General features: G+C 66.6%; 22 protein-coding genes. 9 read left to right on the top strand and 13 right to left on the bottom strand.

The genetic code is table 11. From position 1 onward, the window contains the following. Positions 1-20: 20 nt before the first annotated feature. Positions 21-665 (top strand): TetR family transcriptional regulator, encoded by a 645-nt coding sequence (locus JC881_RS11150; RefSeq protein WP_198785778.1) that lies wholly within the window; start codon positions 21-23, stop codon positions 663-665. On the opposite strand, the gene JC881_RS11145 is transcribed toward JC881_RS11150, so the two are convergent. From JC881_RS11145 to JC881_RS11135, 3 genes are all read right to left on the bottom strand, one after another. Further along, positions 659-1993 carry an MFS family transporter gene (locus JC881_RS11145; RefSeq protein WP_198785777.1) on the bottom strand — a complete coding sequence of 445 codons (1335 nt, stop codon included), beginning with the start codon at positions 1991-1993 and terminating at the stop codon, positions 659-661. The genes JC881_RS11150 and JC881_RS11145 overlap by 7 nt on opposite strands. A 129-nt stretch (positions 1994-2122) precedes the next feature. Continuing rightward, positions 2123-3280, bottom strand: coding sequence for an alpha-hydroxy acid oxidase (locus JC881_RS11140; RefSeq protein ID WP_198785776.1), 1158 nt, complete (start codon positions 3278-3280; stop codon positions 2123-2125). Positions 3281-3435: 155 nt separating this feature from the next. Then, entirely contained in the window at positions 3436-4320 is an 885-nt protein-coding gene (locus JC881_RS11135; protein WP_198785775.1) for a LysR substrate-binding domain-containing protein, read from the bottom strand. Between the two features lie 147 nt (positions 4321-4467). Between JC881_RS11135 and JC881_RS11130 the strand changes: the two genes are divergently transcribed. Beyond that, positions 4468-6129, top strand: a complete 1662-nt coding sequence (locus tag JC881_RS11130) for an L-lactate permease (RefSeq protein ID WP_198785774.1) — start codon at positions 4468-4470, stop codon at positions 6127-6129. Here the strand turns inward: JC881_RS11130 and JC881_RS11125 are convergent, their stop codons facing one another. Then, positions 6130-6717: a TetR/AcrR family transcriptional regulator gene (locus JC881_RS11125; RefSeq protein ID WP_198785773.1), complete on the bottom strand. Its 588-nt coding sequence runs from the start codon at positions 6715-6717 to the stop codon at positions 6130-6132. 99 nt (positions 6718-6816) lie between these two features. Between JC881_RS11125 and JC881_RS11120 the strand changes: the two genes are divergently transcribed. Then, complete coding sequence (locus JC881_RS11120) at positions 6817-7239, top strand: nuclear transport factor 2 family protein (protein ID WP_198785772.1); 423 nt, start codon at positions 6817-6819, stop codon at positions 7237-7239. Between the two features lie 187 nt (positions 7240-7426). Next, a complete protein-coding gene (gene cynS / locus JC881_RS11115; RefSeq protein ID WP_198785771.1) occupies positions 7427-7870 on the top strand; it encodes a cyanase in 444 nt (147 codons plus the stop codon). 36 nt (positions 7871-7906) lie between these two features. On the opposite strand, the gene JC881_RS11110 is transcribed toward cynS, so the two are convergent. Then, positions 7907-8656 carry an SDR family oxidoreductase gene (locus tag JC881_RS11110; protein ID WP_198785770.1) on the bottom strand — a complete coding sequence of 250 codons (750 nt, stop codon included), beginning with the start codon at positions 8654-8656 and terminating at the stop codon, positions 7907-7909. A gap of 508 nt (positions 8657-9164) precedes the next feature. On the opposite strand from JC881_RS11110, the gene JC881_RS11105 reads away from it, so the two are divergent. Both JC881_RS11105 and JC881_RS11100 read left to right on the top strand, forming a co-directional pair. Beyond that, entirely contained in the window at positions 9165-9488 is a 324-nt protein-coding gene (locus tag JC881_RS11105; RefSeq protein ID WP_198785769.1) for a hypothetical protein, read from the top strand. 60 nt (positions 9489-9548) lie between these two features. Continuing rightward, entirely contained in the window at positions 9549-9821 is a 273-nt protein-coding gene (locus JC881_RS11100) for a hypothetical protein (RefSeq protein ID WP_198785768.1), read from the top strand. Positions 9822-9871: 50 nt separating this feature from the next. On the opposite strand, the gene JC881_RS11095 is transcribed toward JC881_RS11100, so the two are convergent. Further along, the gene (locus tag JC881_RS11095) at positions 9872-10237 is read right to left on the bottom strand and encodes a glutaredoxin domain-containing protein (RefSeq protein WP_198785767.1); all 366 of its coding nucleotides are present in this window, start codon (positions 10235-10237) and stop codon (positions 9872-9874) included. A gap of 181 nt (positions 10238-10418) precedes the next feature. Between JC881_RS11095 and JC881_RS11090 the strand changes: the two genes are divergently transcribed. Both JC881_RS11090 and JC881_RS11085 read left to right on the top strand, forming a co-directional pair. After that, positions 10419-10820 carry a YbaN family protein gene (locus JC881_RS11090; RefSeq protein ID WP_198785766.1) on the top strand — a complete coding sequence of 134 codons (402 nt, stop codon included), beginning with the start codon at positions 10419-10421 and terminating at the stop codon, positions 10818-10820. 64 nt (positions 10821-10884) lie between these two features. Beyond that, positions 10885-11439, top strand: coding sequence for a nucleoside 2-deoxyribosyltransferase (locus JC881_RS11085; RefSeq protein ID WP_198785765.1), 555 nt, complete (start codon positions 10885-10887; stop codon positions 11437-11439). Here JC881_RS11085 and JC881_RS11080 read toward each other — a convergent pair. The 6 genes from JC881_RS11080 to JC881_RS11055 all read right to left on the bottom strand — a co-directional run bounded on the left by JC881_RS11080 (position 11433) and on the right by JC881_RS11055 (position 16605). Beyond that, complete coding sequence (locus JC881_RS11080; RefSeq protein ID WP_198785764.1) at positions 11433-12023, bottom strand: NADPH-dependent FMN reductase; 591 nt, start codon at positions 12021-12023, stop codon at positions 11433-11435. The two genes, JC881_RS11085 and JC881_RS11080, sit on opposite strands and share 7 nt — an antisense overlap. Beyond that, on the bottom strand, positions 12016-12636 hold the full coding sequence (locus tag JC881_RS11075; protein WP_198785763.1) for a Pr6Pr family membrane protein: 621 nt from the start codon (positions 12634-12636) through the stop codon (positions 12016-12018). The genes JC881_RS11080 and JC881_RS11075 overlap by 8 nt, the downstream gene beginning before the upstream one ends. A 35-nt stretch (positions 12637-12671) precedes the next feature. Continuing rightward, positions 12672-13013 (bottom strand): DUF1161 domain-containing protein, encoded by a 342-nt coding sequence (locus JC881_RS11070; protein ID WP_198785762.1) that lies wholly within the window; start codon positions 13011-13013, stop codon positions 12672-12674. Between the two features lie 41 nt (positions 13014-13054). After that, positions 13055-13453 (bottom strand): GNAT family N-acetyltransferase, encoded by a 399-nt coding sequence (locus tag JC881_RS11065; RefSeq protein WP_198785761.1) that lies wholly within the window; start codon positions 13451-13453, stop codon positions 13055-13057. A 139-nt stretch (positions 13454-13592) separates the two neighbouring features. Beyond that, positions 13593-15830, bottom strand: a complete 2238-nt coding sequence (locus JC881_RS11060) for an NADP-dependent isocitrate dehydrogenase (protein ID WP_198785760.1) — start codon at positions 15828-15830, stop codon at positions 13593-13595. A 136-nt stretch (positions 15831-15966) separates the two neighbouring features. Further along, the gene (locus JC881_RS11055; RefSeq protein ID WP_198785759.1) at positions 15967-16605 is read right to left on the bottom strand and encodes an ABC transporter ATP-binding protein; all 639 of its coding nucleotides are present in this window, start codon (positions 16603-16605) and stop codon (positions 15967-15969) included. Between the two features lie 37 nt (positions 16606-16642). Here JC881_RS11055 and JC881_RS11050 point away from each other — a divergent pair, with 37 nt between their 5' ends. Next, a complete protein-coding gene (locus JC881_RS11050) occupies positions 16643-17431 on the top strand; it encodes a hypothetical protein (RefSeq protein ID WP_198785758.1) in 789 nt (262 codons plus the stop codon). A gap of 20 nt (positions 17432-17451) precedes the next feature. On the opposite strand, the gene JC881_RS11045 is transcribed toward JC881_RS11050, so the two are convergent. After that, positions 17452-18732, bottom strand: a complete 1281-nt coding sequence (locus JC881_RS11045) for a CynX/NimT family MFS transporter (protein WP_198785901.1) — start codon at positions 18730-18732, stop codon at positions 17452-17454. Positions 18733-18756 lie beyond the last annotated feature (24 nt).

Below are 18756 nucleotides of genomic sequence, written 5' to 3'. Positions count from 1 at the left end.
TCGCGTTCCGCAGCACCGCCATGACCGACCGCCGAAGCACCCCGATCTCCTCTCGCAGACAGCCCAAGCAGGCGCGCTCGGCCGACCTCCTTGGGGCCATTCTTCAGGCAGCTATTCAGGTTTTGGCGAAGGAGGGGGTGCACCGCTTCACGACGACGCGCGTCGCCGAGCGGGCCGGCGTGAGCGTCGGGTCGGTGTACCAATATTTCCCGAACAAGGCGTCGATCCTGTTTCGCCTGCAGAGCGACGAATGGCGGCAGACGACGGAGATGATGCGCGGCATCCTCGGCGATGCGCAGCGGCCCGCGCTGGAGCGCCTGCGCCTGCTCACGCATGCGTTCATTCGCTCGGAGTGCGAAGAAGCGGAAGTGCGAACGGCGCTAGGCGATGCGGCGCCGTTCTATCGGGACGCACCCGAGGCGCAGGAGGTGCGCGCCGCGGGCGACGAGATCGTCCGCGTGTTCATGGCCGAGGCACTGCCGGCGGCTTCAGGCGCCACGCGCGCCATGGCGGGCGACCTGATCATTGCGACGCTCAGCGCGGTGGGCAAAGACTTTTCGGAGAGCCCCCGAACCTACGCCCAGATCGCGGCCTGGGCGGATTCGATGGCCGACATGTTCTGCGTCTACATGGAGAGCCTCCAGAGACGCCCCGCCGATCAATGATCGTGATGCAGGTAGCTCGCCTGCTTCGGCAGCCGCAGGCTCACCAGGAACGCGATCACCATCATCCCGCTCACGTACCAGAAGAACGCCGATTCGTGCCCCAGTGACTTGAGCCCCAGCGCCACGTACTCCGCCGATCCGCCGAAGATCGCGTTGGCCACGGCATAGGCCAGGCCCACGCCGAGCGCCCGCACTTCGGGCGGGAACATCTCGGCCTTCACGATGCCGCTGATCGAGGTGTAGAAGCTCACGATCGCCAGCGCCGCGATGATCAGCACGAAGGCCAGCACCGGGCTCGTCGTGTACTGCAGCGCCGTGAGGATCGGCACGGTCGCGAGCGCACCGAGGCCACCGAACAGCAGCATGTTGGTCCGCCGCCCGATGCGGTCCGACAGCGCGCCGAACACCGGCTGCATGCACATGTAGACGAACAACGCACCGGTCATCACATAGCTCGCCGTCTTGATTGGCAGGTGCACCGTGTTCACCAGGTACTTCTGCATGTAGGTGGTGAAGGTGTAGAAGATCAGCGAACCGCCGGCCGTGTAGCCCAGCACCGTGAGGAACGCGGGCGTGTGGTGCTTGAAGAGCCCGGCCATGCTGCCGGCCTCCTTGTTGGCCTTGGCTTCGGCGCTCTGCGTTTCATGCAGCGTGCGGCGCAGCAGCAGCGCGACGACCGCGGCGATGGCGCCGATCACGAACGGAATGCGCCAGCCCCACGACTTGAGTTCGGCCTCGGTGAGCAACTGCTCGAGCACCACGATCACGAGCACCGCGAGGAGTTGTCCGCCGATGAGCGTCACGTACTGGAACGACGAGAAGAAACCGCGCTGGCCGCGAAGCGCCACCTCGCTCATGTAGGTCGCCGTGGTGCCGTATTCGCCGCCGACCGAGAGGCCCTGGAACAGGCGGCACACCAAGAGGAGGAAGGGCGCCCACGCGCCGATCTGCGCATACGTCGGCAGGCACGCGATGACGAGCGAGCCGGCGCACATCATCGTCACCGAGATGAGCATCGAGGTCTTGCGCCCGAGCTTGTCGGCCACGCGGCCGAAGAGCCAGCCGCCGATGGGCCGCATGAGGAAGCCGGCCGCGAACACGCCGGCCGTGTTGAGCAGCTGCGCGGTGGGGTCCGATTTGGGGAAGAAGGCCGGCGCGAAGTAGAGCGCCGAGAACGCATACACGTAGAAGTCGAACCACTCGACCAGGTTGCCCGAGGAGGCCGCCATGATGGCGAAGACGCGGTGCCGTTTTTCTTCGGCCGTGTAGTGCGGGGGATTGGACGAAGAGGCCGCCTGGCCTCCTTGGGTGGGCGTGACTGCGCTCATGATGGCTGTGCCGCCGTGCAGGCCGGCTATGTTGTTGTCGCTGCAACATTTTGCCCCTGCATGGGGCTGGCTCGTGTCAGTAAGAACCGCATCTGCCTACCCCCGAGAGGGCCATGAACGCCCCTGGACCTAGAAGGTACCCGGCAGCAGGATGCTCGAATCGACCGTGTCGATCTGCGTGTGGCCGCAGAAGGCCATGGTGATGTCCAGTTCCTTGTGGATGATCTGCAGCGCGCGCGTCACGCCCTCTTGCCCGTGGGCGCCGAGGCCGTAGAGAAAGCTGCGGCCGATCATCGTGCCGCGGGCGCCGAGCGCGCGGGCCTTGAGCACGTCCTGCCCGCTGCGGATGCCGCCATCCATCCACACCTCGATCTCGCTGCCCACCGCTTCGACGATGGCCGGCAGTGCGGCGATGGAAGAGGGCGCGCCATCGAGCTGGCGGCCGCCGTGGTTCGACACGATGAGCGCATCGGCGCCGCTCGAGGCCGCAAGGCGCGCGTCTTCCACGTCCATGATGCCCTTGAGGATGAGCTTGCCGCCCCAGAGCTTCTTGATCCATTCGACATCGGCCCAGCTCAATGCGGGATCGAACTGCTCGGCGGTCCACGACGAGAGCGACGACAGGTCTTTCACGCCCTTGGCATGCCCCGCGATGTTGCCGAAGGTGCGGCGCTTGGTGCCCAGCATGCCCATGCACCAGGCGGGTTTCGTCGCGAGGTTGATGAGGTTCTTGATCGTGGGCTTGGGCGGCGCGGTGAGGCCGTTCTTGATGTCCTTGTGGCGCTGCCCGAGGATCTGCAGGTCCAGCGTGAGCTGCAGCGCGGTCACGTTGGCGGCCTTGGCGCGTTCGATCAGGCGCTCGATGAAGTCGCGGTCCTTCATCACGTAGAGCTGGAACCAGAAGGGGTGGCGGTCGGTGTTCTCGGCGATGTCTTCCAGCGAGCAGATGCTCATGGTCGAGAGCGTGAACGGAATGCCGAAGGCCTTGGCCGCGCGGGCCCCGAGGATCTCGCCGTCGGCGTGCTGCATGCCCGTGAGGCCCGTGGGCGCGATCGCCACGGGCATGGCCACGTCCTGGCCGATCATGGTGGTGCGGGTGGAGCGGCCCTCCATGTTCACGGCCACGCGCTGGCGCAGCTTGATCTTTTGAAAGTCGCTCTCGTTGGCGCGGTAGGTGCCCTCGGTCCATGCGCCGGAGTCGGCGTAGTCGTAGAACATCTTCGGCACGCGCCGCTTGGCGATCACCCGCAGGTCTTCGATGTTGGTGATCTTGGAAAGGTCGGCCACGGGGGAGTCTCCTGGGTTGCCTCTGTTTGTTCGATCGCGCGAGCGGGCATTATGGGCAGGCTCCGCCGCGGGCCGAGTGTGGCGCCCGAAACGGGCATCGATCTGAAAAATACCGGAGGCGGACCTGAAAAGAATTCAGCCGGCCGCTCGGCCGGTCAGTCCCGCAGGGCCTGCCGCAGCCACTCGACGAAAGTCGCGCACTCCCACCGCTCCATCGCCCCCGGCCGCCAGCACAGGAAGTAGGCGTTGGGCGAGGGCACGCTCTCGGCCGACAGCCGCACGAGGCGCCCGTTCTCCAGCCAGGCGCTGCCCAGCTTCAGGTGCATGAGCACCACGCCGAAGTCTTCGGCCGCCGCATCGAGCGCCAGGCCCAGGTCGTTGAACTGGTGCCCCGTGGCCGGCTCCGGCAGGCCGATGCCGTGCGCCTTGAACCAGGTGCGCCACGATTCGAGCGGCGTGCGCAGCAGCTGCACGCGCGAGACCTCCGCATCGGTCGCAAAGCCCTCGAACGGGCCGTGGCGCTGCAGGTACGCGGGGCTGCACGCGGGCGCCACGTCGTCGGCCAGGAGCTGGCAGAACTCGCGGTCGTGGAAGGGGCCGGTGCCGAAGCGCAGTTCCAGGTCGGCCTCCTCGGCCGTCATGTTGCGCACCGGCATGGTCACCTGCAGCATGAGCTCGATGTTCGGATAGGCATCGCGAAAGCGCGCGAGCCGCGGCAGCAGCATCTGACGGGAAAACGTGGGCGTTACCGCCACGCGCAGCCGCCGCACCTGCGACGCGGGCTCGCGGCCGGGCACTTGCTGCAGCGCCGCAATGGCCTCGCGCACACGGGCCAGGTAGGCCACGCCTTCGGCGCTCAGGCCGAAGTCGTTGCCCGAAAAGAGTTTGAGTTCGAGCTGCGTCTCCAGCTGCCGGATGCGGTGGCTCACCGCGCTGGGCGTCACGCTCAGTTCCTCGGCCGCGAGGTTCACGCTGCGCAGCCGTGCGACGGCCTCGAAGGCCTGCAGGCCCTGGGTCGAGGGGAGTCGCGTCGATGCCATCTGTTGTTGGGTGCCCGGGGGTAGGATGTTAGCGAATCGCTGTCGGTGGCTCGTGGCGTCTTTCTCGTTTGTCTTGTGTTGCCTTCGGCGATTTTTCGGTGCGTCAAGCACACCGTCTCATAACCAAATCCAACAGGAGACAAACCCATGGTCTGGCAACAGGTCTACAACCCGTTCGGCAATATGGTGGTATCGACGGCACTGGCCGCGATACCGGTGGTGGTCATGCTCGTGAGCCTGGGGCTCCTGCATGTGAAGGCGCATTACGCGGCGGGGCTCGGCCTGCTAAGCGCCGTGATCATCGCGGTCTTCGCCTTCGGCATGCCGGCCGACATGGCGGGCAAGGCGGCATTTCTCGGCGGCATCACGGGCTTGCTGCCCATCGGCTGGATCGTGCTGAACATCATCTTCCTGCAGCAGCTCACGCAGCAGAACGGCAGCTTCCAGGTATTGCAGGACTCCATCGCGGGCATCACCGAAGACAGGCGCCTGCAGCTGCTGCTCATCGCCTTTGCCTTCGGCGCCTTCTTCGAGGGCGCGGCGGGCTTCGGCACGCCGGTGGCGGTGACGGCCGCGATCCTCATCGGCCTCGGGTTCTCGCCGCTCGCGGCCTCGGGGCTCTCGCTCATCGCCAACACCGCGCCGGTGGCGTTCGGCGCGCTGGGCACGCCGGTCATCACGCTGGCCAAGGTGCACGGCTACGACTTGATGGCCGTCACCGCGATGATCGGGCGGCAACTGCCGTTCTTCTCGCTCCTGGTCCCGTTCTGGCTCATCTGGGCCTTCGCGGGGCGCAAGGGAATGATGGAGGTGTGGCCGGCCATCCTGGTGACGGGCCTGTCGTTCGCGATCCCGCAGTTCCTGGTGTCGAACTACATCGGGCCGGAGCTGGTGGACATCATCGCGGCCCTCGTCTCGATGGCGTGCCTGGTGCTCTTCTTGCGCGTGTGGAAACCCAAAACGGTGTGGACCTCGGTCTCGCTCAAGGGCCACGAGAAAGACGGCGGCGAAGCCGGTCCGGTCGCTGCGCCCGCGAAGCACTCGGGCGCCGCGGTCATCCGCGCCTGGACGCCGTGGATCATCCTCACCGTGTTCGTGTTCATCTGGGGCCTGCCCACGGTCAAGACCTGGCTCAACGGCATCTTCGCGCCCAACTTCCCCATTGACGGCCTGCACAACATGATCGAGAAGGTGGCGCCGGTGGTGCCCAAGCCGACCAAGGAGGGCGCGGTGTACCAGCTGCTGCTGCTCTCGGCCACGGGCACCGGCATCCTGATGGCCGCCATCGTGGGCGGGCTGGTGATGAAGTACAACCCGGTCCAGCTCGTGGCCGCCTACGGCCGCACGCTGTGGCTGGTGAAGTTCTCGCTGCTCACCATCATGCTGATGCTCGCGCTCGGCACGCTCACGCGCTACTCGGGGCTCGATACGACGCTCGGCCTGGCCTTTGCCAACACCGGCGTGTTCTACCCGTTCTTCGGCACGCTGATGGGGTGGCTCGGCGTGGCGCTCACGGGCTCGGACACCGCATCGAACGTGCTCTTCGGCGGCATGCAGAAGGTGGCGGCCGACCAGCTGGGCCTGAGCCCCAACCTCATGGGCGCGGCCAACAGCTCGGGCGGCGTGATGGGCAAGATGATCGATGCGCAGTCGATCGTGGTGGCCTCCACCGCCACGCGCTGGTTCAACCATGAGGGCGAGATCCTGCGCTACGTGTTCTTCCACTCCATCGCGCTCGCGTGCCTGGTGGGCTTCTACGTGACGCTGCAGGCCTATGTGTGGCCGTTCACGTTGATGGTCGTGAAGTAACTATTTTGCGGAGGCCACCAGCGCCTCCAGCAATCGCCGCAGGTCCTCGACAGCTTCGCGCGCCACGGCGGCGTCGCCCATCTGGGCCTTGATGATCGCGCCGTCGACGCCGATGCCCGCAGCCTGCGCGAGCGCCGTGCGCGCGGGCAGTTGCGAAGGCAACAGGCCCGCGATCACCTCGACCATCTCTCGCTTGTGCTCGCGCGAGCGCTCCAGCGCGCCTTCCACGCTGCCACCCACTTCGGCCGTTGCGTTGATGAAAGCGCAGCCACGGAACACCGGGTCGGCGAACCATTCGGCCATCACGTCGGCCAGCAGCAAGAGGGCGTTGCTGTGGCCCGCGCGCTCGTGCGCGCCGCGCCGGCCGAGCGCATCGACGAACCACGCCATCCAGCGCGTGTGCCGGTAGTCGAGAAACTCGCGCACCAGGTCGTCCTTGGAAGGGAAGTGCCGGTAGAAAGTGACCTTGGTGACGCCCGAGGTGGCGATCACGCGGTCGATGCCGGTGGCGCGGATGCCGTCGCGATAGAAGAGGTCGTGCGAGGTGACCAGGATGCGCTCGCGCGCGGGCAATGCGGAGATGTCCATGTCGCCAATTCTAGGCAGTTCCTAGGCATGTAGACAGACCTGTCTACTTCGTGGCACATTGCGGGCCTCGACAACCCCTCAACCACCGAAAGCCCGCTCATGGAATCCCGCCCGCCGCTGCCGCCCTTCACCCTGGAGACCGCCACCAAGAAGGTCCAGGCCGCCGAAGACGCCTGGAACACCCGCGACCCGGTGCGCGTGAGCCTGGCCTACACACCCGACACCGAGTGGCGCAACCGCGCCGACTTCGTCAACGGCCGCGAAGCGGTGGTCGAGTTCCTCACCCGCAAGTGGGAGCGCGAGACCGACTACCGCCTGAAGAAGACGCTCTGGGCCTTCATGGACAACCGCATCGCGGTGCGCTTCGAGTACGAGTGGCACGACGCCGCGGGCCAGTGGTTCCGCAGCCACGGCAACGAGAACTGGGAGTTCGCCGAGAACGGCCTGATGCAGAAGCGCTACGCGAGCATCAACGACCAGCCGATCGCGGAGTCGGAGCGCAAGTTCCGCTGGGACCGCTGATCCGCATTGCTCCTTCCCCCGCTGGGGGAAGGTTGGGATGGGGGCAGGCCTTCGCACAGGCGCAATGCTTTTTTGAAGGCCGCGTGCCCCCACCCCAGCCCTCCCCCAGAGGGGGAGGGAGCAAGTCAGCTGGGCATGTCTGTTGCTTGTCCTCCCCATCCCTTTCATACCCCAGGAGCCAGGCAGCATGAACCGCAACGACGTCACCGAGAAGATCATCACCGTGAAGGTGTCCAAGGGCATCCAGTGGGCCGACGTGGCCAGGAAGGTCGGCCAGTCGAAGGAATGGACCACCGCCGCGTGCCTCGGCCAGATGACGCTCGACGACAAGCAGGCCAAGGTCATCGGCAAGATCTTCGGCCTCACCGTGGAAGAGCAGAAGTGGCTCCAGGTCGTGCCCTACAAGGGCTCGCTCGCCACACCCGTGCCGACCGATCCGCTCATCTACCGCTGGTACGAAATCGTGAGCGTGTACGGCACCACCATCAAGGAGCTGATCCACGAGGAGTTCGGCGACGGCATCATGAGCGCGATCGACTTCAGCATGGACATCCAGCGCCAGGCCGACCCCAAGGGCGACCGCGTCAACGTGGTGCTGTCGGGCAAGTTCCTGCCGTACAAGACCTACTGACGCGGGCGCTGTTCGCCGAGCTGGCCGAGCCGCCGATCACCAAGCGTGCGCGGCGGGCCTGGCTATCGTGCCGGGCCGCACAGGCATCGTGATGCCGTAGCCCTCGATGGCACCGGCCACCGATCGCGCGACGCTCTCGGCCGGCGTGGCAAGACGCCGCCGCGTGTGCATGCGCTCGAAGCGATAGCTCGCGGCGAGGCGCTCGGCCAGCGGGTCGGCCAGGCCCGTCACGTCGGGGCTCACCACCGTGACGTGCAGGCGCCCTTCGTGCTCCTGCCGAAGCCCCTCGGAGACCGCGTTCACCGCGTACTGCGTGCCGTGGTACACGGCCGCCTCAGGCGTCACGCCCTGCGCGGATACCGGCGTCACGTTGACGATGTGGCCCCAGCCCTGCAACTGCATCGTCGGCAGCACCGCCGCGATGCCCAGCAGCACGCCGCGCAGGTTCACGTCGATCATGAGTTCCCACTCCTCGATCTTGCGGTTCCACAGCGGCGACATCGGCATCACGCCCGCCGCGTTGACCAGCACGTCGATCTGCCCGTGCGTGTCGAAGGCAAATTCGGCGAAGGCCTCCATGCTGGGCCGGTGCGTCACGTCGAGATGCTGGAAGCTCGCCGAGCCGCCCGTGGCGTTGATCTCGGCCGCGAGGGCTTCGAGCTTGTCGGTGCGCCGCGCCCCGAGCACCACGCTGGCCCCACGCCGCGCCAGCAGCCGCGCGGTGGCCTCGCCGATACCGCTGCTCGCACCGGTGATGAGGACGACTTTTTCCTGGATTGCGCTCATACAAAACTCCTCGTGCTGGGTGGTGGGCCATGGCGCGAAGGGCACGCCGGGCATGGAGAGAAGTTTCGTGCGGATGGGGGTTGGAGCGGTATCCGGATCGAACGGGGTTCTTGCCTGATTCTGCGAAACGCGATGCAAGTCAATTTGATGCAGAGACATTGATCGGCCGGAGGTAGCTGAGATTTCGTGCAGTTGTTGGCGCAACATTCGCCTGATGTCCGGGATCGATTGACTCAGGGGCAACGCCACCGCTACATTCCACTCGCCTTGTGACGAACGAGGCCGGGTTTAGCAGCCTAGAACGAACCGCGGTGAAAGCCGCAAACCGCAATGGTCCTGCGGCTTTTTCTATTCCAGCTTTCTTTTTAGGCGGCTCGGATGGGAGGGCTCGCGCCCTGCCGGTTTCGCACGCGGTTCCCGGTCTGCTAACCCGTTCGAGCCGCCGCCTTTACTTGCAGTACGGGCGGCGGTTGTAGCAACAGCTGAATCGACAGGGAGAGAGCCAAAAATGGCCGAGTCATCAATCAACGCGCACGACAGTGCGCAGTTCAAACCCTTTGTGTGGAATCCCGTTCAGGGGCTCGACCACAAAGAACGGCGATACGCCTTGTTCCTCAACGACGCGCGCGACGTGGTACAGGGCGCGTACACGTTGATGGAATTGCTTGCGTGGGATGAAGATCGACGCGACGAAGCGCATCCATCGAACGGCCCTGCACCACTGCTCAGCGCGGCCGATCGCGCATCGCTTCAACGGTTGGCCATCGCCTCACTTGGCATGCTGCACGCCGAGATCGAAGGCCAGTGCGAAGAGGTAGGCAAGGCGCATTGATACACAGGGTCGCCCCCGGCGACCCTGAGGCATGATTCATCGCCAACTTGAGGACAAGCAATGCTTCCGTGGTTCTTGATGATTGCCTCAGCGCTGTTCGCATACCTTGCCTATGACGCCGCGCGTCTTTCGACGCCGGCCGATTCGGTGCCGTACTCGCAGACGGCCAAAGGGCTGGGTCAAGATGTGGCTCACATCCCCTTGAGTGAGCAACATCAACTCAAGCGCTGGAATTCGGCCTTCGGCTTGGGCGACCTCGCCGGCACCGTATGGCTTTTCGGCATCCTCTCGGTCGGTGCGTTGGCGGGTGCGGTGTTGGTCTTCTTTCATTGAGGCGCGGTGCTGCTTCACCGCAGTCACCTCGCAGCCCCGGCCGCAATTGGTCAGCCCAGAAGACTCTTCAGCTCACCGCCATCGATGAGCTTCTGCAAATCCGAAGCACCCCCAACCAGCGTGCCCTTCACGAACACCATCGGAAACGTCGGCCAGCCGGTCCACATCTTGAGCGCGTTGCGGTCGCGCCATTGGCTCAGGTAGTTGCCGTATTCGAGGTACTTGTACGGCTGCCCGATTGCATCGAGCGCCTTGCGCGCCTCCTTCGGATGCGGGTTGATGCCCATCCCCACCACGACCACGTCGTTGGTCGAGACCGCGGCCATGACCTCGCGCACGATGGTCTGGCGGCTCTCGGCCACCTTGGTGCGAATGGCGGGGTGGATGCGGGCTTCTTCGAGGACGGGACGGGGCATGCGGATCTTTCAGTGGTTCGCGTGACTGTAAGGGGCCTTTGCGACGTCAGCGTTCTTGCCTGTTCCTCGCGATGCCGGTTCGCTGGCGCGCCGATCGAAAGCTGGTGAAGAATGGGCACTGGCGAAGGCACCGATCCGGTCGGGCCATCGCTGTCGTCCGATCCCCTTCGAGAGCGTTGCGTTGAACCCTGGCCCCAAGCCCCTGTCCCTGCTGGCACGCGTGCTGCTGCACTGCTTCGCGGTGCTGTGCCTCGTCCTCGGGCTCATCGGCGTGGTGCTGCCGGGCATGCCGACGACCGTGTTCATCCTGATGGCCGCATGGGCCGCCGCGCGCAGCTCGCCGCGGCTGCATGCGTGGCTGCGAAATCACCGCATCTTCGGCCCGCTGCTGCGCAACTGGGAGAACGGCCGCACCGTGAGCCGCCGCGCCAAGTGGAGCGCGACCCTCACGATGGCCGCCTGCGCCGTCATCGTGTCGTTCACGGCCCATCGCGCGTGGATGGCCGTGCTCGCCATCGGGTGCATGGCGGTGGTGCTTGCGTGGTTGTGGTCGCGTCCGCTGCCGCCTCCGCCGCAGCAGTGATGCGCCGGGATGCAGTTCTTCGTCGCATATTGAGCTGAGGCCAAAAATCGACGAAGCTGTCGCCATGGACGAGCCCACCGACACCCCGACGCGCCCCCGGATCTATCTCGCGGGCCCGGACGTTTTTCGCCCGGATGCGAGGGCCCATTTCGTGCGGCTCAAGGTGGCGTGCGATGCGCTGGGCCTGGCGGCGCTGCTGCCCGCCGATGGTGAAGAAGAGCCATCGCCCGACGCGCTGGAAAGGCGCATCTACGAAGCCAACATGCAGCGCCTTCGCAGCGCCGACGGCGTGGTGGCGAACCTCTCGTCCTTCAGGGGAACGGAGCCGGATTCGGGCACGGTGTTCGAGGTCGGCGCTGCCGTGGCGCTGGGCATTCCGGTCGTGGCCTATGGCGTGCCTGAGGGCAGCTATGCGGACCGTGCGCGTGCGACGTTGCCATGCGCGCACGACGCGAACGGCGTGCTGCGCGAGAGCGCGACCGGCATCGCGGTCGAAGACTTCGGCCAGCCGTTGAACCTGATGCTGGCGTGCTCGATCTGCATCGAGGCAACGCCCGAAGCGGCGCTGCAGAAGATGGTCGAAGTGCTCGCGGCCCTGCGTCAGACCCGGCGTCAGTAAGGCGGCGCCTTCAGCGCCCGTTGCGCGCGCGCCGCTTCGGTCCACCAAGCCAGGTCATCGGCGAACCGAGGGAAGGCGCGCTCCAGCGCTTCGCCCGCCTTGCCCGTCGGTCGGCCGGCTTCATCCAGCGTCTGCGAAATCGGCCCCACCGCGAGCGTGCTCGACACCACCACCATCCCCATCTCCGACAGGATGGAGTGCCACACCGTCCCCGAGCGCACGCCCGAGAAGCGCCCGGCCGAATAGCTCGCGACCGCGGCGGGCCGCCAGAACCACTCTTCGAGGAAGTGGTCCGTCAGGTTCTTCAGGCCGGGCTGCGGGCCCCAGTTGTACTCGCCGGTCACGAAGATGAAGGCATCCGCCGTGCGGATCTTTTCCGCCAGCGCTTCCATGGCCTCGGGCGCCGTGCCCTTGGGGTACTCCTTGTACATGCGGTCGAGCATCGGCAGGTCGACCGCCTTGGCGTCGATGAACTCCGCATCGGCGCCTCGTGCGCGCAGGCCCGCCATGATGAAGTCCGCGAGCCGCACGCCCATGCGGTCCGAGCGGTACGAGCCATAGAACACCAGCACCTTGTCAGCCATCGTTGCTCCTTTTGAGTTTGTTGCCCAGCGCCAGCAGCACCCAGCCGCCGACGAAGAAGGTCAGCGCGATGCCCGCGGCATACACGGCCACGCCGCCGTAGCCGCCCACGTTCGCGGGGTTGAGAAAGGGGTAGGGGTACCAGCCGGCGGCGCTGCCGCGCGCCAGCACGTAGACGAGGTACGCGATCGGAAAGATCTGGATCGCCAGCAGTTGCCTGCCGCCCAGCCGCGTGCGCGGTGGCTGCAGCAGCCAGTCAAGCACGACGGCGCAGGGCATCACGTAGTGCAGCCAGGTGTTGATCCACGGCAGCAGCGCGCCGAGGTCCACGTTGCGCAGTAGCAGCGCGAAGACGATGCCGACCACCGCCATGTTGACGGTCGAAACGGCGCGCAGCCGGTCCATCGAGGCGGACGACGCACGGCCCGACAAGAAGTGCACTCCCGTCAGCAGCAGCACGAACGCGGCGAACAAGTTCGACAGGTTGGTGAAGTAGCTGAAGAAGTTGACGACATCGAAGCCCATGCGCACATGGATCGACAACTGCCAGCCGACGGCCACCAGCGTGACGAGGCCGAAGAACAACCGCGGCAGGGAGAGCAGGAAGGGGTTCATCGTCTTCTTCGCGCCGCGCCCCTGTGTGCCTGCGCTCAGCGTTTGCAGGTGCCGCCGACGGACACCGTGCCGTCCTTGCATTCGGTCAGGATGTCGCTGTCTTCGGGCGTGCTGGGCGGTGTCGTTGCCGGGACTGCGGCGCCGGGCGCCGACCCCACATCGCGCTGATAGACGATCTTCTTGGTGCCCAGTTCGCAGCTGCCCACCACCTGCCCGGCCGCGGGCGTGTCGGCATCGAGGGTGAGCACCGCGAAGCGCGTGACGCCCGCCGCGCTGATCTTCGATTCGATTTGTGCGCGCAAGGTCTCGCAGCTCTCGGCCGCGTGGGTGGCACCGGCCGCTGCGATGCACGCGATGGAAATCAACCAGAGTTTCATGAATGGCCTGCCTTTCGCAGCGTGGTTGACGGGCGAACAGTCTAGCCCCGTGCGGCGCGGGGCCGCTCCATCGCGAGCGTCGAGGGCGCGAAGCCCAGCCTGGCGAAGAAAGCCGGCGCGCCGTCCCTGCCTGCGCGCAGGACCCAGGTGACGTTCTCCTCGGCGCCCACGATGTGCTCGACCAACCCTCGGCCGATGCCGCGTCCGCGAAACGGCGCCGCGACCACCACCATCGACAGGTAGCCGTTCGAGAGCCCGTCGGTGAGGGCGCGTGCGAAGCCGGCGATGGCTCCATCGACCACGGCGACCCATGCGTGCTGCGACGCCGCTACCAGCCTGCCGAGGTACGCCTCGTCAGGAATCCGGTGCGCCCATCCGTTGGCAGCGAGCAGGCGGTAGACGGCTTCGAGGTCCGAAGCGGCGATTTCGCGGATTTGCATTGCGTCTCCTCGGTCGGGATTCACGGGGCATCGGTGATGGGCCCCACAAATGACAACGACCTGTCGCTTGCGCGGCAGGCCGTCATAGAGGCAAGCATCCGGCTTCAGCAATGAAGCGCGAACGCCGCCCGTTTCCTCATCAGGCCTGCGCCGATGCCAGCACCGAGTTCAGCGTCGCGCTCGGGCGCATCACGGTCTCGAACTTTTCCTTGTCGGCCAGGTAGTAGCCGCCGATGTCCACCGGCTTGCCCTGCACGGCCGCGAGTTCGTCGACGATCTTCTTCTCGTTGGCGCTCAGCGTTTCGGCCAGCTTCTTGAACTTGGATTGCAGCGCCGTATCTTCGGTCTGCGCGGCCAGTTCCTGCGCCCAGTACATCGCCAGGTAGAACTGGCTGCCGCGGTTGTCCAGCTGGCCGGTCTTGGGCGAGGGGTTCTTGTTGTTGTCCAGCAGCTTGCCGGTGGCGGCGTCGAGCGTCTTGGCCAGGATCTTGGCCTGCGCGTTGCCGGTCTTCAGCCCCAAGTCTTCCAGGCTCACGGCCAGCGCGAGGAATTCGCCCAGCGAATCCCAGCGCAGGTGGTTCTCTTCGACCAGTTGCTGCACGTGCTTGGGGGCCGAGCCGCCCGCGCCGGTTTCGTAGAGGCCGCCGCCGGCCATCAGCGGCACGATCGACAGCATCTTGGCCGAGGTGCCCAGCTCCATGATGGGGAACAGGTCGGTGAGGTAGTCACGCAGGATGTTGCCGGTGGCGCTGATGGTGTCCAGGCCGCGCACGACGCGCTCCAGCGTGTAACGCATGGCGCGCACCTGGCTCATGATCTGGATGTCCAGGCCCGAGGTGTTGTGCTCGTGCAGGTACATCTTGACCTTGGTGATCAGCTGCGCCTCGTGCGGGCGGTAGGCGTCCAGCCAGAACACCACCGGCATGCCGGAGTTGCGCGCGCGCGTGACGGCCAGCTTCACCCAGTCGCGGATCGCCGCGTCCTTGACCTGGCACATGCGCCAGATGTCGCCTTGCTCCACGTCTTCGCTCATCAGCACTTCGCCGGTGTCCAGGTCGGTGATGTTGGCCACGCCGTCTTCGGGGATCTCGAAGGTCTTGTCGTGCGAGCCGTATTCCTCGGCCTTCTGGGCCATGAGGCCGACGTTGGGCACGGTGCCCATCGTCTTGGGGTCGAAGGCGCCGTGCCACTTGCAGAAGTTGATGATCTCCTGGTAGATGCGGGCGAAGGTCGATTCGGGCATCACGGCCTTCACGTCCTTCAGGCGGCCATCGGCGCCCCACATCTTGCCGCCGTTGCGGATCATCGCGGGCATCGATGCGTCCACGATCACGTCGTTGGGCGAATGGAAGTTGGTGATGCCCTTGGCCGAGTCGACCATCGCCAGTTCGGGGCGGTGCTCGTGGCAGGCGTGCAGGTCGCGCTTGATCTCGTCCTGCGTGCTCTGGGGCAGCGCGGCGATCTTGTTGTAGAGATCGACCATGCCGTTGTTGACGTTGATGCCCAGCTCGTCGAACAGCTTGCCGTGTTTCTCGAAGGCTTCCTTGTAGAAGATCTTCACGCAGTGGCCGAACACGATGGGGTGCGAGACCTTCATCATCGTGGCCTTGACGTGCAGCGAGAACATGACGCCGGTCTTGTGCGCGTCCTCGATCTCCTTTTCATAGAAGGCCAGCAGGGCCTTCTTGCTCATGAACATGGAGTCGATGACCTCGCGGTCCAGCAGCGCCACCTTGGACTTGAGCACGACGGTCTTGCCGCTCTTGGTGATCAGCTCCATCTTCACGTTGCGCGCGCGGTCCAGCGTCATGGACTTTTCGCCGTGATAGAAGTCGCCGCCGTGCATGTGCGAGACATGCGAGCGCGAGGCCTGGCTCCAGTCGGCCATGCTGTGCGGGTTCTTGCGTGCGTACTCTTTCACCGCATTGGGCGCGCGGCGGTCGGAGTTGCCTTCGCGCAGCACCGGGTTCACCGCGCTGCCGGTGCACTTGTTGTAGCGCGCGCGGATGTCCTTGTCCTCGTCGGAGGTCGGGTTCTCGGGGTAGTCGGGGATCTTGTAGCCCTTGCCCTGCAGCTCCTTGATGGCCGACTTGAGCTGCGATACCGAGGCGCTGATGTTGGGCAGCTTGATGATGTTGGCTTCGGGCTTGAGCGTGAGCTTGCCCAGTTCGGCCAGGTTGTCGGGCACCTTCTGCGCGTCGCTGAGGAATTCGGGGAATTCGCCCAGGATGCGGGCGGCCACCGAGATGTCGCTGGTGGTGACGTCGATGCCGGCCGGGGCCGTGAAGGCGCGCACGATGGGCAGGAACGCGTAGGTCGCCAGGAGGGGCGCCTCGTCGGTGAGGGTGTAGACGATGGTGGGTTGCTTCGTGCTCATGCGCTTGCTTCCGTAAAGCTGAGGGGGTCGGGTGGCTGGAACTCCCGACGGGATCGGACCGCCGGAATCCGCGATTGTCGCCGGGCGGCGACCCGCCCGGACAGCCGCCGGGGTTATCTCCCCGCGCGAGGCTCTGTCAATCGAGGGGCAATTCGATGGTGGCGGCCAGCGGCACCTCGTCGATCCGCGCGGCGCTGGCGACGATGACGGCCCGTCCGGGCTGCTCTGCCAGGTCGGCCAGGGCGCCCCACAGGGCGCGGACCGAGCCGGCGTCCAGCGCGGCCGTCGGCTCGTCCAGCAGCACCAGCGGGCGCCCCGAGGCGAGGGCGGCGGCCAGCCAGACCTTGCGCCTGGACCCCGTGGAGAGCATGTACATCGGCTTGTCGATGTGCGGGGGGAGGGAAAAGCCTTCGATCAGCGTCTGCCAGAGGGCTTCGTCGAAGTGCGCGTTGCCTTCGCGGAGGGTGGCGGTGCAAGCCCGCGCCGTGACCTGGTCGAACTTGTCCGTGGCCGGGTCGACGAAGAAGACGTTGCGGCGGTAGGCCTCGGGCGACGCATCGAGACTGGTGCCCGCGACGGTCAGCCGGCCCTTCGTGGCGGGCAGAACGCCGGCGATCACCTGGAGTAGCGCCGATTTGCCGGCGCCGGTGTCGCCGTAGAGCAGCGTGATGCCGGGGCCGATGGCGGCGTTCCAGCCGTTGGCGATGGGGGTCTGGTCGGGGTAGGCGAAGCGCAGTGCCTCGATCTGGAGGAGGGGAGGAGGGGCGGAATTCATGGGCTGCCCCGACTTTACGTGGCTACCATCGTGGCCCATGAAAAAGCTGCTCATCACCGGTGCCGGCGCCTTGCTGCTCGCCCTGTCGTCCGCCGGCCCCGCGCTGGCCGCCGCGCCCTCGGCGCAGGTCTTCGATGCGGTCAAGAAACCCGACGCGCTCGACGCCCAATGGCGCACGCGCCTGTGCGCCCTGTTGCCGCAGCCCTGCGACGTGCAGGAGCTGACCTTGCACCGCCCGCGCGGCGCGGCACCCGCCGAGTACGTGGTCCTCTCGGGCGAGCCGTTGGCCATGGCGCGCGTCAGGCGCAGCGCGGATGCGGCGGGCTGGCAGCTGGATCGCCTGCACGATTTCTCGGCCTATGCGGCATCGACGAAGAAAGAGAACCCCGAGCGCGCCGACGTGCGCCTGTCGCTCGCGCCCGCGCTCTATCCATTGGCCGAAGGCAAATGGGCGGTGGCCGTGCTGCAGACGGTGTCCGAGGGCTACTCGGGCGGCGGCGCGTCGTTCGACACCGCCGATTTCGTGCCGCTGGAGGGCGGCAAGGCGGTGCACGAAGGCATTCCGTTCTCGTGTTCGAAGATGGTCCGCGCCTGCTTCAGCGAGAAGGAATACAAGACGTCCAAGCACTGCCACGACGAGAGCTTCGGGAGCCTGCGCATCGCCTACGACGAGCCTGCAAAGCCCGGTGCACCCTACGGCTGGCAATACACCTGGCTGCAGAGCGAGTGGCCGCAGAACGAGCCGCGCAGCGCGACGACCACCACGCGCATCCACTTCACCGCGAAGACGACGGAGCGCGCGGGCTTCTGCGGCGGGCCGCAATAAATCGTTGAAAAGGCCCGGCCTCAGTGCTTGGGCACGGTCACCGCGCCCACGTACAGCGTGCGCCCGGCGCCCAGCCCGGCGATCACCAGCGCGATGCCCAGCCCGACGAAGAGCCACGCCGAGGCGCGGAAGCTGCCGGTCCATCCGTGCAGCAGCCCGGCCAGGAGCGGCCCGCAGGCGGCCACCATGTAGCCGACGCCCTGCGCCATGCCCGAGAGGTGCGCGGCGATGTGCGAATCGCGCGAGCGCAGAACGATCATGGTGAGCGCGAGCGCGAAGGTGCCGCCCTGCGCGATGCCCAGCATCACGGCCCAGAGCCAGACACCGCCCAACGGTGCGAACAGCATCGCCAGCATCGCGCACACCGTGAGCAGCGACAGCACCACGCCCAGGCCGCGCTGGTTGCGCAGCTTCACCGCCAGCGCCGGCACCACGAGGCAGGTCACCACCTGCGTCATGACCGACAGCGACACCACATAGCCGGCCGTCTCGCTGCCCAGGCCCCGCTCGCGCAGGATCGGCGCGAGCCAGCCCATCACGATGTAGGCGAGGGCGGACTGCAGCCCCATGAAGAGCGTGACCTGCCACGCGAGCCGGTCGCGCCAGAGGCCCTGCACGGTGAAGCCCGATTCGCTCGCCACCGGCTTGAGCGGCAGCGCCTGCGGCGCCCAGATCAGCGTGACCAGGAGCGCCGGGATCGCCCACATGGCCAGCGCATAGGTCCACCCGCCGCCCAGCGCATGTTCGAGCGGCACCGTGAGGCCCGCGGCGCTCGCCGCGCCGCCGCACACCGCCATCGTGTAGAGGCCCATCATCAGCGCCGCCTGCTTGGCGAAGTCGCGCTTCACCAGGCCCGACAGCAGCACGTTCGACACCGCGATGCCGCTGCCCGCGATGGCCGATGCCACGAACAGCAGCGGGATGTTGCCCGTGCCGCGCAGCACCGTGCCCACGAGGATCAGCACCATGCAGCCCAGCAGCGTGCGCTCGGTGCCGAAGCGCCGGCCGAGCCAGGGCGCGAGCGGCGCGAAGACGCCCAGGCACAGGATCGGCAGCGTGGTCAAGAGGCTTGCGGCCGTGGCCGAGAGGCCGGTGGCCTGGATGATCTCGGGCAGCACGACCGAGAGGCTCGCGAACACCGGCCGCAGGTTGAACGCGATCAGCACCACGCTCGCGCCGAGCAGGATACGGCGCGCGAGGCTGGGCGTGGGGGTCGGGCGCGGCGCAGGCACGCTGTCGGCCTCGGCGTCGATCAGCAGTTCTTCGGTGGTGGTGTTGGCTGCGGGCGGGTTGCGGTGCATGGCGCCGGCTTGCAAAGGAATCGC

Source organism: Variovorax sp. IB41 (assembly GCF_016405905.1).
GTDB lineage: Bacteria > Pseudomonadota > Gammaproteobacteria > Burkholderiales > Burkholderiaceae_C > Variovorax.
The sequence above is the reverse complement of the archived record's forward strand: the minus strand, read 5'-3'. Positions and strand labels throughout refer to the sequence as shown.

Excerpts from the sequence above, each read along its gene's own strand:
- JC881_RS11150 (WP_198785778.1), top strand. The coding sequence starts at position 21 with ATGACCGACCGCCGAAGCACCCCGATCTCCTCTCGCAGACAGCCCAAG.
- JC881_RS11145 (WP_198785777.1), bottom strand. The coding sequence starts at position 1,993 with ATGAGCGCAGTCACGCCCACCCAAGGAGGCCAGGCGGCCTCTTCGTCC.
- JC881_RS11135 (WP_198785775.1), bottom strand. The coding sequence starts at position 4,320 with ATGGCATCGACGCGACTCCCCTCGACCCAGGGCCTGCAGGCCTTCGAG.
- JC881_RS11130 (WP_198785774.1), top strand. The coding sequence starts at position 4,468 with ATGGTCTGGCAACAGGTCTACAACCCGTTCGGCAATATGGTGGTATCG.
- JC881_RS11125 (WP_198785773.1), bottom strand. The coding sequence starts at position 6,717 with ATGGACATCTCCGCATTGCCCGCGCGCGAGCGCATCCTGGTCACCTCG.
- JC881_RS11120 (WP_198785772.1), top strand. The coding sequence starts at position 6,817 with ATGGAATCCCGCCCGCCGCTGCCGCCCTTCACCCTGGAGACCGCCACC.
- cynS (WP_198785771.1), top strand. The coding sequence starts at position 7,427 with ATGAACCGCAACGACGTCACCGAGAAGATCATCACCGTGAAGGTGTCC.
- JC881_RS11110 (WP_198785770.1), bottom strand. The coding sequence starts at position 8,656 with ATGAGCGCAATCCAGGAAAAAGTCGTCCTCATCACCGGTGCGAGCAGC.
- JC881_RS11105 (WP_198785769.1), top strand. The coding sequence starts at position 9,165 with ATGGCCGAGTCATCAATCAACGCGCACGACAGTGCGCAGTTCAAACCC.
- JC881_RS11100 (WP_198785768.1), top strand. The coding sequence starts at position 9,549 with ATGCTTCCGTGGTTCTTGATGATTGCCTCAGCGCTGTTCGCATACCTT.
- JC881_RS11095 (WP_198785767.1), bottom strand. The coding sequence starts at position 10,237 with ATGCCCCGTCCCGTCCTCGAAGAAGCCCGCATCCACCCCGCCATTCGC.
- JC881_RS11085 (WP_198785765.1), top strand. The coding sequence starts at position 10,885 with ATGGACGAGCCCACCGACACCCCGACGCGCCCCCGGATCTATCTCGCG.
- JC881_RS11080 (WP_198785764.1), bottom strand. The coding sequence starts at position 12,023 with ATGGCTGACAAGGTGCTGGTGTTCTATGGCTCGTACCGCTCGGACCGC.
- JC881_RS11075 (WP_198785763.1), bottom strand. The coding sequence starts at position 12,636 with ATGAACCCCTTCCTGCTCTCCCTGCCGCGGTTGTTCTTCGGCCTCGTC.
- JC881_RS11070 (WP_198785762.1), bottom strand. The coding sequence starts at position 13,013 with ATGAAACTCTGGTTGATTTCCATCGCGTGCATCGCAGCGGCCGGTGCC.
- JC881_RS11065 (WP_198785761.1), bottom strand. The coding sequence starts at position 13,453 with ATGCAAATCCGCGAAATCGCCGCTTCGGACCTCGAAGCCGTCTACCGC.
- JC881_RS11060 (WP_198785760.1), bottom strand. The coding sequence starts at position 15,830 with ATGAGCACGAAGCAACCCACCATCGTCTACACCCTCACCGACGAGGCG.
- JC881_RS11055 (WP_198785759.1), bottom strand. The coding sequence starts at position 16,605 with ATGAATTCCGCCCCTCCTCCCCTCCTCCAGATCGAGGCACTGCGCTTC.
- JC881_RS11050 (WP_198785758.1), top strand. The coding sequence starts at position 16,643 with ATGAAAAAGCTGCTCATCACCGGTGCCGGCGCCTTGCTGCTCGCCCTG.
- JC881_RS11045 (WP_198785901.1), bottom strand. The coding sequence starts at position 18,732 with ATGCACCGCAACCCGCCCGCAGCCAACACCACCACCGAAGAACTGCTG.